The organism is Pseudomonas sp. BW7P1 (assembly GCF_024981055.1).
In the GTDB taxonomy this organism is placed as follows: Bacteria; Pseudomonadota; Gammaproteobacteria; order Pseudomonadales; family Pseudomonadaceae; genus Aquipseudomonas; species Aquipseudomonas bananamidigenes.
This window is the reverse complement of the sequence record NZ_CP103374.1, coordinates 1,166,828-1,179,204: the sequence shown is the minus strand read 5'-3', so window position 1 is coordinate 1,179,204 and position 12,377 is coordinate 1,166,828. Positions and strand designations below refer to the sequence as shown.

12 protein-coding genes are annotated in these 12,377 nt (G+C 61.2%); 7 read left to right on the top strand and 5 right to left on the bottom strand.

All coding sequences use genetic code 11. The annotated features are described in order from the left end of the window. Positions 1-16: 16 nt before the first annotated feature. The 4 genes from gatB (at position 17) to NWV16_RS05120 (ending at position 3,513) form a co-directional block, all read left to right on the top strand. Positions 17-1,462, top strand: coding sequence for an Asp-tRNA(Asn)/Glu-tRNA(Gln) amidotransferase subunit GatB (gene gatB / locus NWV16_RS05135; protein ID WP_260522218.1), 1,446 nt, complete (start codon positions 17-19; stop codon positions 1,460-1,462). Between the two features lie 191 nt (positions 1,463-1,653). Continuing rightward, complete coding sequence (locus tag NWV16_RS05130) at positions 1,654-2,028, top strand: septal ring lytic transglycosylase RlpA family protein (RefSeq protein ID WP_065260832.1); 375 nt, start codon at positions 1,654-1,656, stop codon at positions 2,026-2,028. Between the two features lie 46 nt (positions 2,029-2,074). Then, a complete protein-coding gene (locus NWV16_RS05125; protein WP_260522217.1) occupies positions 2,075-3,136 on the top strand; it encodes a calcium/sodium antiporter in 1,062 nt (353 codons plus the stop codon). Beyond that, positions 3,133-3,513 (top strand): carboxymuconolactone decarboxylase family protein, encoded by a 381-nt coding sequence (locus NWV16_RS05120; RefSeq protein ID WP_260522216.1) that lies wholly within the window; start codon positions 3,133-3,135, stop codon positions 3,511-3,513. The genes NWV16_RS05125 and NWV16_RS05120 overlap by 4 nt, the downstream gene beginning before the upstream one ends. A gap of 118 nt (positions 3,514-3,631) precedes the next feature. On the opposite strand, the gene NWV16_RS05115 is transcribed toward NWV16_RS05120, so the two are convergent. The 5 genes from NWV16_RS05115 to kdgD all read right to left on the bottom strand — a co-directional run bounded on the left by NWV16_RS05115 (position 3,632) and on the right by kdgD (position 10,161). Next, positions 3,632-4,573: an AEC family transporter gene (locus tag NWV16_RS05115; protein WP_260522215.1), complete on the bottom strand. Its 942-nt coding sequence runs from the start codon at positions 4,571-4,573 to the stop codon at positions 3,632-3,634. A gap of 86 nt (positions 4,574-4,659) precedes the next feature. After that, positions 4,660-6,213, bottom strand: a complete 1,554-nt coding sequence (gene garD, locus NWV16_RS05110; RefSeq protein WP_260522214.1) for a galactarate dehydratase — start codon at positions 6,211-6,213, stop codon at positions 4,660-4,662. Between the two features lie 11 nt (positions 6,214-6,224). After that, complete coding sequence (locus tag NWV16_RS05105; protein ID WP_409519373.1) at positions 6,225-7,673, bottom strand: MFS transporter; 1,449 nt, start codon at positions 7,671-7,673, stop codon at positions 6,225-6,227. Between the two features lie 76 nt (positions 7,674-7,749). After that, entirely contained in the window at positions 7,750-9,189 is a 1,440-nt protein-coding gene (locus NWV16_RS05100) for an aldehyde dehydrogenase family protein (RefSeq protein ID WP_260522212.1), read from the bottom strand. A gap of 60 nt (positions 9,190-9,249) precedes the next feature. Further along, on the bottom strand, positions 9,250-10,161 hold the full coding sequence (kdgD, locus tag NWV16_RS05095; protein WP_260522211.1) for a 5-dehydro-4-deoxyglucarate dehydratase: 912 nt from the start codon (positions 10,159-10,161) through the stop codon (positions 9,250-9,252). Between the two features lie 236 nt (positions 10,162-10,397). Between kdgD and NWV16_RS05090 the strand changes: the two genes are divergently transcribed. The 3 genes from NWV16_RS05090 (at position 10,398) to NWV16_RS05080 (ending at position 12,376) form a co-directional block, all read left to right on the top strand. Continuing rightward, positions 10,398-11,696 carry a phospholipase gene (locus NWV16_RS05090; protein ID WP_260522210.1) on the top strand — a complete coding sequence of 433 codons (1,299 nt, stop codon included), beginning with the start codon at positions 10,398-10,400 and terminating at the stop codon, positions 11,694-11,696. A gap of 11 nt (positions 11,697-11,707) precedes the next feature. Beyond that, on the top strand, positions 11,708-11,899 hold the full coding sequence (locus tag NWV16_RS05085) for a hypothetical protein (RefSeq protein WP_260522209.1): 192 nt from the start codon (positions 11,708-11,710) through the stop codon (positions 11,897-11,899). Between the two features lie 102 nt (positions 11,900-12,001). Then, on the top strand, positions 12,002-12,376 hold the full coding sequence (locus NWV16_RS05080; protein ID WP_260522208.1) for a hypothetical protein: 375 nt from the start codon (positions 12,002-12,004) through the stop codon (positions 12,374-12,376). Position 12,377 lies beyond the last annotated feature (1 nt).

The window sequence follows — 12,377 nt, the reverse complement described above, 5'->3', positions numbered from 1 at the left end:
AGGCTAGGAGACACACATGCAATGGGAAGTCGTGATCGGGCTGGAGATTCACACACAGCTCACCACCCGGTCGAAAATCTTTTCCGGTAGTTCCACCCAGTTCGGCTCCGAGCCGAATACCCAGGCCAGCCTGATCGATCTGGGCATGCCCGGCACCCTGCCGGTGCTGAATCAGGAAGCGGTGCGCATGGCGGTGATGTTCGGTCTGGCGATTGACGCCGAGATCGGTCAGCACAACGTATTCGCCCGTAAAAACTATTTCTACCCGGACCTGCCGAAGGGTTACCAGATCAGCCAGATGGAATTGCCGATCGTCGGCAAAGGCCACCTGGACATCGCCCTGGAAGACGGCACGGTCAAGCGCGTCGGCATCACCCGCGCGCACCTGGAAGAAGACGCCGGCAAGAGCCTGCACGAAGAATTCAGCGGTGCCACCGGCATCGACCTGAACCGTGCCGGCACGCCGCTGCTGGAAATCGTTTCCGAGCCTGACATGCGCAGCGCCAAGGAAGCGGTGGCCTACGTCAAGGCGATCCACGCGCTGGTGCGCTACCTGGGCATCTGCGACGGCAACATGGCCGAAGGCTCGCTGCGTTGCGACTGCAACGTGTCGGTACGCCCGAAAGGCCAGGCCGAATTCGGCACCCGCTGCGAGATCAAGAACGTCAACTCGTTCCGCTTCATCGAGAAGGCGATCAACTCCGAGATCCAGCGTCAGATCGACCTCATCGAAGACGGCGGCAAAGTGGTCCAGCAGACCCGTCTGTACGATCCGAACAAGGACGAAACCCGTCCGATGCGCAGCAAAGAGGAAGCCAACGACTACCGTTACTTCCCCGATCCGGACCTGCTGCCGGTGGTCATCGAGGATTCGTACCTGGATGACGTGCGTGCCACCCTGCCGGAACTGCCGCCGCAGAAGCGCGAGCGCTTCCAGAGTGCCTTCGGCCTGTCGGCCTACGACGCCAACGTGCTGGCCACCAGCCGTGAACAGGCGGACTACTTCGAGAAAGTCGCGAGCATCGGCGGCGACGCCAAACTGGCGGCGAACTGGGTGATGGTCGAGTTGGGCAGCCTGCTCAACAAGCAGAGCCTGGACATCCAGGATTCGCCGGTTTCGGCCGAGCTGCTGGGCGGCATGCTGTTGCGCATCAAGGACAACACCATCTCCGGCAAAATCGCCAAGGTGGTGTTCGAAGCGATGGCCAACGGTGAAGGCAGCGCCGATGAAATCATCGAGAAGCGTGGTCTGAAGCAAGTCACCGACACTGGCGCCATCTCGGCGGTGCTGGATGAAATGCTCGCGGCCAACGCCGAGCAGGTCGAGCAATACCGTGCGGCAGACGAAGCCAAACGCGGCAAGATGTTCGGTTTCTTCGTCGGTCAGGCCATGAAAGCCTCCAAGGGCAAGGCCAACCCGCAGCAAGTGAACGAACTGCTGAAAAGCAAGCTCGAAGGCTGACCACAATGGAGCCAGGATTCATTGACTGGCTCCGATCCCCTGTGGCGAGGGAGCTTGCTCCCGCTGGTCTGCAAAGCAGACCCGAATCGGATACCGCACTCTTTGAAAAAGAATGCATTGACCGAATTGCGACCTCTTCTCGGTCGAGCGGGAGCAGGTTCCCTCGCCAATTATTTTTGGGAGCCTTTGAAATGAAACGTCTGCTCGGCGCCTGCGCCCTGCTCTCTTTGCTGGCCGGTTGCGCCAGCACCGATGTCATCGACCCGCATGGTTACGACCAGACCGGCGTCGCCTCCTATTACGGAGCCAGACACCACGGAAAACGCACCGCCAGCGGCGAAGCGTTCAACCAGAATTCCCTGACCGCCGCCCACCGCCAGCTACCGTTCGGCACGCGGGTGAAGGTCACCAACCTGAAAAACGACAAGTCCTGCGTGGTGCGTATCAACGACCGCGGGCCGCACACTCGCGGGCGCATCATCGATGTTTCCCGCGAAGCCGCCGAGCGCCTCGGCATGCTGGGCAGCGGCACGGCACGGGTTCGCGTGCAGGCTCTCGACGACTGATGGAGCCCCCACCATTTTCGGACTGAGCGATTTACCGCTGATCAACGTGATCGAACTGCTCAGCGGTCTGGCCCTGCTGATTTTCGGTGCCGAACTGATGGTGCGGGCCGCCGTGCGTCTGGCCGCTCGCCTGCATGTGCGGCCGCTGATCATCGGCCTGACCATCGTCGCCCTCGGCAGCAGCGCCCCGCAAATGGCGGTCAGCCTGCAGGCCACCCTGACGCACAACCCCGACATCGCCGTCGGCAGCGTGATCGGCAGCAGCATATTCAACATCCTCGTGACCCTCGGTCTTTCGGCGCTGATCATTCCATTGCGGGTCTCGCGACAACTGGTGCGCCTGGATATTCCGCTGATGATCGGCGCCAGTCTGCTGGTGTTCGTTCTGGCCTGGAACGAACAGATCGGCCGCTTCGACGGCATCCTCCTGCTCGCCGCACTGGGTTTGTATCTGGGTCTGCTGTTGCGCCAGTCGCGACACTCGTCCCGTCCGCACTCGGAACTGCCGCCAGCGGCGCAAGCGCCCTGGGTGACCAGTCTGCTGATGATCGTCGTCGGGCTGGCCGTGCTGGTCTTCGCCGGACACCTGTTGCTGGGCGCAGCTGTTGCGGTGGCTACGGACATGGGCTTCTCCGAGCGGGTGATCGGCCTGACCGTGGTCGCGGTCGGCACCTCGCTGCCGGAACTGGCCACCTCATTGATCGCCGCCCTGCGCGGGCAGCGTGACATTGCCGTGGGCAACGTGATCGGCGCGAACCTGTTCAATCTGCTCGGGGTACTCGGCGTGACCGCACTGCTCGCGCCGACCCCGCTGTCGGTGTCGCCCAACGCGCTGGATTTCGACTTGCCGGTAATGCTCGGCGTCGCGGCGCTATGTTTGCCGGTGTTCTATTCCGGCTACCGTGTGACCCGCGCCGAAGGCTTGTTGCTGCTCGGTTTGTACCTGGCGTATGCACTGCATGTGGTGTCGTTCACCACCGGCATGCCACTGGCCGGCAAGCTCGAACGTTTGATGCTGTTTTATGTGCTGCCGACGCTGCTGACGTTTCTGTTTTTCACGTCCGTGCGCGCCTGGCGCCGCCAACACCACAAGAGGGATACGCCATGACCGAATCGAAGAAATCCGGGGTTGAAGTCCGCCGCCAGGTAATGGGCGATGCATTCGTCGACCGTGCTCTGGGCAACGCCACCGAATTCACCCGCCCCTTGCAGGATTTCGTCAACGAACATGCCTGGGGCGGCGTGTGGAACCGCGAAGGTCTGCCGCTGAAGACCCGCAGCCTGATCACCCTCGCCGCGCTGACTGCACTGAAGTGCCCGCAGGAATTGAAGGGCCACGTGCGCGGCGCGTTGAACAATGGCTGCACGGTCGAGGAGATCCGCGAGGCGCTGCTGCATTGCGCGGTGTATGCCGGGGTGCCGGCGGCGATCGATGCGTTTCGGGCAGCGCAGGAAGTGATCGATACCTACCAGAAACCTGAGTGACAGATCTGCCCCCTTCGCGAGCAGGCTCGCTCCCACATGAGATCTGTGGCGATCACAATTTCCCTGTGGGAGCGAGCCTGCTCGCGAAAGGGCCCGAAAGATCAAACCCGGTCTCCGGCTAGATCCACCCGCCCCACTGCAGGAAAAAGATCCCGACGTTGGTGGTCACCGCCGCCATCAACGTGGTCAACACAATGATCGCCGCCGCCAGTTCATGATTGCCCTGGGCCGCCCGGGCCATGACAAAACTGGCAGCCGCCGTCGGGCTGCCGAAGTACAGAAACAGAATCCCCAGTTCCGCCCCGCGAAAGCCCCACAGCCATGCGCCCAGCGTGGCGAACACCGGCAGGCCGATCATCTTCAGCAGGCTGGAGCTGAGCGCCATGCTCCCGCTCTTGCGCAGTGCCGCCAGTGACAATGTGCCGCCAATGCAGATCAGCGCCAGCGGCAGCGTGGTTTGCGCCAGGTACTGGCCGGACGTCTCCAGCCATCCCGGCAAACCGATCTTGAACCAGGCAAACGGCGCCGCTGCAATCACGCTGATGATCAGCGGATTGCTGAACACGCTTTTGCAGATGCTCCACGGATCGGACTTGATCACCGGGCTATAGACTGCCAGCACGATGGTCGACAGCGTGTTGTAGAACAGGATCACCAACGCCGCGAGAATCGCCCCGAGGGAAATTCCGTAGTCGCCATACATGCTCGCCGCCAGGGCCAGGCCAATCACCCCGTTGTTGCCGCGAAACGCACCTTGGGTGTAGATGCCGCGATCCTCGCGCGGGCAGCGGAGAATCGCCCAGCCCCAGGCCAGAGCAAAACCGGCCAGGGTGGCGACGGCGAAGTAGACCAGCAACGCCGGTTGCAGCGCCGCGTGCAGGTCGGCATGCAAAATGCCGAGAAACAGCAGCGCCGGCATGCTGACGTTGAACACCAGCGCCGAGGCCGTGTGGATGAAATTGTCGTTGATCCAGTCGATGCGCTTGAGCAATACCCCCAGGAACAGCATGGCAAACACCGGCGCGGTGATATTCAGGGTTTCGAGGAAGATTGCCAGCATGCCGGGGAGCCTTGGAGGTGAGCGTCGTCAGGGGCTAATGATAAGCCAGCCAGTCCCCCGGCGTCTGTCGGATCGCCTTCGCGGTCTCACGTGATCGGCGCCGGATTGAACAACGTAATGTCGTTATGCAGCTTGTGCTTCTCCGCCCACGTCTGCTGCTTGCCGCTCGCCACATCCAGATAGTAGTGAAACAACTCCCAGCCCAGTTCCTCGATGCTCGCGCGACCGGTAGCGATCCGTCCGGCATCGATGTCGATCAGGTCCGGCCAGCGCTGCGCCAGTTCGGTCCGGGTCGACACCTTGATCACCGGAGCCATGGCCAGACCATAAGGCGTTCCACGCCCGGTGGTGAACACATGCAGGTTCATCCCCGCCGCAAGTTGCAGAGTGCCGCAGACGAAATCACTCGCCGGCGTCGCACAGAAAATCAAACCTTTCTGCTTGAAGCGTTCACCCGGGCCGAGTACACCGCTGATCGCGCTGTTGCCGGATTTGACGATCGATCCCAGCGACTTCTCGACAATGTTCGACAACCCGCCCTTCTTGTTGCCCGGCGTGGTGTTGGCGCTACGGTCCGCCTCGCCCTTGGCCAGGTAGCGGTCGTACCAGTCCATTTCACGCACCAGTTCCTCGGCAACGGTTTTGCTCTGGGCCCGTGAGGTCAGCAGGTAAATCGCGTCGCGTACTTCGGTGACTTCGGAAAACATCACCGTCGCCCCCGCCCGCAGCAGCAAGTCCGAGGCATAACCGAGCGCCGGGTTGGCGGTGATCCCGGAAAACGCATCGCTACCGCCGCACTGCATGCCGAGGATCAGCTCGGACGCGGGCACGGTTTCGCGGCGGCGCTGGTCGAGTTTCTTCAGGCGAACGTCGGCCAGTGCCATGATCTGCTCGATCATCTCGGTGAAGCCGTGACTGGAGTCCTGCAAGCGATACAACCACGGCTCGCTCAGATCCACCGACGCATCGTCCTCGTGCATCACCTGCCCGGCCTGGAGTTTCTCGCAACCCAGACTGATCACCAGCGCCTCGCCACCGAGGTTCGGGTTGCGCGCCAGATTGCGCACCGTGCGGATCGGGATGTAGGCGTCGGTGGCCGTAATGGCCACACCGCAGCCGTAACTGTGAGTCAGCGCCACCACGTCATCGACGTGCGGGTACTTGGGCAACAGTTCATCCTTGATGCGTTTGACCGCGTGATCCAGCACCCCGGTGACGCACTGCACGGTGGTGGTGATCCCGAGGATGTTGCGCGTACCGACAGTGCCATCAGCGTTGCGATAACCCTCGAAGGTGTAACCCTCCAGCGGCGCCTGGGCGGCCGGTACATCGGTGGACAGCGGTAGACTGTCCAGCGGTGGCGCGGTCGGCATGCGCAGTTGATCTTCCTTGACCCAACTGCCACGGGGAATCGGCTGCAACGCATAGCCAATGATCTGGCCGTAGCGAATCACCGTACCACCCTCGGGGATATCCACCAGACTGACCTTGTGGCTTTGCGGCACAAAATCCACCGTCACCAGGCCATCGGCAAATGCAGTGCCGGCCGGAACGCCCTGGTCGTTGACCACGACCACTACGTTGTCCCGCTCGTGCAGGCGGATGTAGCGCGGCGAGTCGGAATGTTCAATCAACTGCATGGCGCCGCTCCTCAGGAATGCGCTTGAGACAATTTACCGGTGGCCTCGGAACCGCCATTGGTTGGCGGCTCTTTGAGTACCACACGCTTGATCGGGCCGACGATCACCAGGTAGCTGAACACCGCCACCAGTGCATTGGCACCGACGAATACCAGCGCCCACTTGAACGAACCGGTGGAGCTGATGATGTAACCGATGACGATCGGTGTGGTGATCGAGGCGATGTTGCCGAAGGTGTTGAACAGGCCGCCACTCAACCCGGCGATCTGTTTTGGCGAAGTATCGGAAACCACCGCCCAGCCCAGCGCACCCACGCCTTTGCCGAAAAAGGCCAGGGCCATGAAGCCGACCACCATCCATTCCACTTCGACATAATTGCAGGCGACGATGCTGCTGGAGACCAGCAGACCGGCAATGATCGGCGCCTTGCGGGCGAAGGTCAGCGAGTGGCCCTTGCGCAACAGATAGTCGGAAATCACCCCGCCGAGGACGCCGCCGATAAATCCGCAGATCGCCGGCAACGAGGCGATGAACCCGGCCTTGAGAATGGTCATGCCGCGCTCTTGCACCAAGTACACCGGGAACCAGGTCAGGAAGAAATAGGTGATGCCATTGATGCAGTACTGACCCAGGTACACACCAAGCATCATGCGGTTGGTCAGCAACTGACGGATGTAGTCCCACTTCGGGCCGTCAGCCTTTTTGCCTTGCTTCTGGTCCATGTCGACCATGCCGCCGTTGTCGGCGATGAACTTCACTTCCGCCTCGTTGGCCATCGGGTGCTGGCGCGGGCTGTGGATAACCTTCAACCAGATCAGTGAAAACAGGATGCCGAACACACCCATGACAATGAACACATGCTCCCAGCCAAAGGCGTAGACGATCCAGCCCATCAACGGCGCGAACAGCACGGTGGCGAAGTACTGCGCCGAGTTGAAAATCGCCGAAGCCGTGCCGCGTTCGGCGGTCGGGAACCAGGCTGCCACGATGCGGGCGTTACCGGGGAACGATGGCGCCTCGGCCAGCCCCACCAGAAAGCGCAGCATGAACAGCGCCACGATGGCCGTGGACAGGCCGAACTCACCGACGAAGCCTTGCAGCACGGTGAACATCGACCAGGTGAAGATGCTCAGGGCGTAGACTTTTTTCGAGCCGAAACGATCGAGCAGCCAGCCACCGGGAATTTGCCCGGCCACGTAGGCCCAACCGAAAGCAGAGAAGATGTAGCCGAGGGTGACGGCGTCGATGCCGAGGTCTTTTTGCAGACTGGAACCGGCGATCGCGATGGTGGCGCGGTCGGCGTAGTTGATCGTGGTCACCAGGAACAGCATGAGCAGGATCAAATAGCGGACGTGAGTCGGCCTGGACGATTGCATGTAGATGTACTCCCACTGATTATTTTTATGCGCGGGTGAATCTTCTTTGGTCTTGCTTTTGCGGGAGCCGGGCTTGCCCGCGATGCAGGCGCCCCGGAATGTCTGTCACACCGAGGTGATACTTTCGCTGGCAAGCCAGCTCCCACAGGTAGTGCGTCGGTCAGGAACCGATGTAGCTGGTCTTCACGACGGTGTAGAACTCTTGCGCGTACCGGCCTTGCTCACGTGAGCCATAGGATGAACCCTTACGGCCGCCGAACGGAACGTGGTAATCGACACCGGCGGTCGGCAGGTTGACCATCACCATCCCGGCCTGGGAATGACGCTTGAAATGGTTGGCGTACTTCAGCGACGTGGTGGCGATGCCTGCAGACAGACCGAACTCGGTATCGTTGGCCATGGCCAGTGCAGCTTCGTAATCGGCCACGCGGACGATGTTGGCCACCGGGCCGAAGATCTCTTCGCGGCTGATGCGCATCGAGGCTTCGCTGTCGGCAAACAGGGTCGGCGCAAGGAAGTAGCCCTCGGTGTCGCAGGTCACCAGACCGCCACCGCTGACTACGCGCGCACCTTCGGACTGGCCGATGTCGATGTATTTCAGGTCCTGCTCAAGCTGCGCTTGCGAGACCACCGGACCGATATCGGTGCCGGCCTTCAGCGCGTGGCCGACCTTGATCGACCTCATGCGTTCGGCCATGGCTTCGACGAATTGGTCGTGAATCCCGGCGGTGACAATCAAACGGCTCGACGCCGTACAACGCTGGCCGGTGGAGTAGAACGCGCTCTGCACCGACAGCTCGACCGCCTGCTTGAGGTCAGCGTCGTCGAGAATGATCTGCGGGTTCTTGCCGCCCATCTCCAGCTGAACCTTGGCCTGGCGCGACACGCAGCTGACCGCGATCTGACGCCCCACACCCACGGAGCCGGTAAAGCTGATGCCGTCGACCTTCGGGCTGTTGACCAGCGCTTCACCGACCACGCGACCACTGCCCATCACCAGGTTGAACACGCCGGCCGGGAAGCCTGCGCGGGAGATGATTTCCGCCAGTGCCCAGGCGCAACCCGGCACCAGATCCGCCGGTTTCAACACCACGCAGTTGCCGAAGGCCAGGGCCGGGGCGATTTTCCATGACGGGATGGCAATCGGGAAATTCCACGGGGTGATCAGACCGACCACGCCGAGGGCTTCGCGAGTGACTTCAACATTGACGCCCGGACGCACCGACGGCACGTAGTCACCCGACAGACGCAGGCACTCGCCAGCGAAGAACTTGAAGATGTTGCCGGCGCGGGTCACTTCGCCGATGGCTTCCGGCAGGGTCTTGCCCTCCTCCCGGGCCAGCAGGGTGCCGAGTTCTTCGCGACGGGCGAGGATCTCGCTGCCGACTTTGTCGAGCGCGTCGTGGCGGGCCTGAATGCCCGAAGTCGACCATGCCGGAAACGCGGCACGGGCTGCTTCGATGGCGGCGTTGACCTGAGCCAGATCGGCCTTGGCGTAGTCGCCGATGGTGTCGCTCAACTCGGACGGGTTGATGTTGACCGAGTAATCGTTGCCGGCGACCCATTCACCGTTGATGTAGTTGTCGTAGCGCTTGGTCACGAATCTTGCTCCTGACGCAAAAGGCCGCTGATCGCTCGGCAGCCTTGTTTTTAGAGTGGGTTACTGCGCACCTTGCTTGTCGATCAGCGCGGCGAGCATTTCGTACTCTTCGCGGGTCAGGTCGGTCAGCGGCGCCCGCACAGGGCCGGCGTCATGCCCAGCGATTTTGGCGCCGGCCTTGACGATGCTCACGGCATAACCGGCCTTGCGGTTGCGGATATCCAGATACGGCAGGAAGAAGTCATCGATGATCTTGCCGACAGTCGCGTGATCGTCACGGGCAATCGCGTGGTAGAAATCCATCGCGGTTTTCGGGATGAAGTTGAACACCGCCGACGAGTAGACCGGCACGCCCAGGGCCTTGTAGGCAGCGGCATAGACTTCAGCGGTCGGCAAACCGCCGAGGTAGCTGAAACGGTCGCCAAGGCGACGACGGATCGACACCATCAACTCGATATCGCCCAGACCGTCCTTGTAACCGATCAGGTTCGGGCAGCGCTCGGCCAGACGTTCCAGCAGCGGCGCATTCAGGCGGCAGACGTTGCGGTTGTAGACCACCACACCGATGTTGACCGATTTGCACACCGCTTCAACGTGGGCGGCAACGCCGTCCTGGCTGGCTTCGGTCAGGTAGTGCGGCAGCAACAACAGACCTCTTGCGCCCAGACGTTCGGCTTCCTGAGCGTACTCGATGGCCTGGCGGGTCGAACCACCGACGCCGGCGAGGATCGGCACGCTGCTGGCGCAAGTGTCGACGGCAGTCTTGATGATTTCCGAATATTCACTGGCCGCCAGGGAAAAGAACTCACCGGTTCCACCGGCGGCGAACAGGGCCGAAGCACCATAAGGGGCCAGCCACTCCAGGCGTTTGATGTAGCCCGCGCGGTTGAAATCGCCTTGGGCATCGAAATCGGTCACCGGGAACGACAGCAGGCCGGCGGAGAGGATGGACTTCAGTTCTTGTGGATTCATTATTCGAACACCCTGGTAGCAACGTTTTTTTGTGAGTGGACCGTTCAGCCTTCGCCGAAGTTGTAGGTCATCGTACAACCTAAAAAATAACCGTCAACTGCATTTCATCGCTGGGGGGCAATTTTTGTCGGACAGGATTTCTTTTTGACGTAGGCGTTTTCTGGACTAGGCTCGATTTAGCTGTATATACATACAGTTAAATAAAAACCTGCCGACGACATCTCAAGGAGAAAGAAATGTCCGGTCTACAACCCAAATGCCTTGAAAAATCCACACCGGTCATCGCCCGTTTCGATGATCTTTTCACCCCCGGCGGCATCGCCTTCAGTGCCGAAAACCCGCACCTGGTGCTGCACATTGCCGATTCCCACAGCGATGTCGAACCCTCCCCCGCACTGCCCGGCAAAGCCATGAAAGGCAAACCGCCGCTGCGCTTCGAGGGCGCGGAACACACGGCGATCGGCGATAACACCCGGCTGCGCTTCGTTGAAAACGCCGAGCCGGTACTCGCGCAAAACGTGCCCTTGCATCTGCCGAACGGATTGGCGCTGACCTATGGCCAGGTGCTCGCACTGGGTGGCGATTTCTACGGAATCGTCGACCGGCCGATCAACGAAGGTGCCACTGCGGCGGATCGTCTTCAGCGTTTTTCAGCGGCGTTCGACACCCTCGCCGCTCTACCGGCTTCAAAGGCCGAAGCGCCACAAATTCTGGCGATCATGCAAAAAGAGATCGACGCCGTTAAACAGGCGATCAAGGACGGCAAATCACCCCACGAAGCCTATGACGCGCTGGGAGATACGTTGTCGGAAGAGTGGAACAAAATTACCGGCGGCGGCAGTTTCGTCTCGGCGCTGTTCCCTCTCGGTCGCTATCTGAAACTGGCGGCGAACAATGCCGACCACTTCGGTGAATGGGCCCGGCAGGCCTACATCGCCGGGCACACCGTCGCCCTGCAGACTGCCGCAGCCGCCCACGCCGGGCAGGACGAACTGCAACTGGAACGGGCCTATGCGATGAATGCATTTGCCGACCACTACCTCACCGACCTGTTTTCTTCCGGGCATCTACGAGTGCCGCGCAAGGCCATGGCCGCCGTCGTAACACCGAGCGATCTGGGCTCGTTGATCACTCGCTTCATGCATGACGAAGACAGCAAATTCGGGCTCAAGGTACGCAACGGACATGGCGAGCAATGGCGTGCGTTCGGCGACAAACGCTACTTCGACGCCACGGATGCCGACAACCGAAATCAAGTGAATCTGGCGGTGCAGGATTCGGCGGACGAGGTGTATGCCGCGTATTCAAGCGGCAACGTGCCGACCACCTTCAACGCGCTGCAACGGTTGCCGGATCTGACTGCCGTGATGAACCTGGCCAACAACTTTCCGCCACTGTTCCGCCTTCAGGGCAACAAAGTCCTGCGGCGCAAGGATGTGAACAACCTCAACGACACTGCCACCGTCGACGATTGGTGGGGCTGGAGCACTTACCTGCTGCTCAAGGACTATCACCCGACCGGCAACACGAATTAAGGAGCGATTCGATGAGTATCAAATTGAACGTGGAACTGGCCTCGGGCCAATCGTTGAAAGGTGCGCCGCTGCAATTGCTGCGCGACGGCGTGGCCATCGCCCGGGCGTCGGTGGACGCTCAGGGGCTCGCAATATTCGCCGTCAGGCCCGGCCCGGGCAAACTGGCGGTCAGGGTCGATCGTTCGATTCTGCCCAAGAGCTGAAATGCCCGGACAAGATTGCCCCGGCGCGCCTCACCGATTCGCCGGGTAAAGTGCGATGACTGCCGCGAAGGATCGCGGCAGATCTTTCAAGGAGAACGAAGCATGAGTTTTGCCGCTGCACACCTTCCGCAATTCCCCGACCACGCCAGCGACTCGATCATCCTGCGCCTGTCGTCCCTGGATGATGACCTGATCATCCGCGTACCCGACGGCCAGAACACTCCGCCGAACTGGACCGTGTACCCGATCCTCGGCGAGGACCCGGAAGAGCCTGAATGGCTGGGCCTGTCGGAACCGACCGGTGTCTGGGATGACGCACTCGACGACATGGTCGGCCTGACCGGAATCGAACTGAGCATCCCGAAATTCGAGCTGGAGAAGTACCTGAACAGCACCGTCGAGTTGCGCTACAAGTTTGCCGACGAGTCCAGTATGGAGCCTTGTTCGGAGCCACTGAAACTCTACGTCGAAGCCTGAT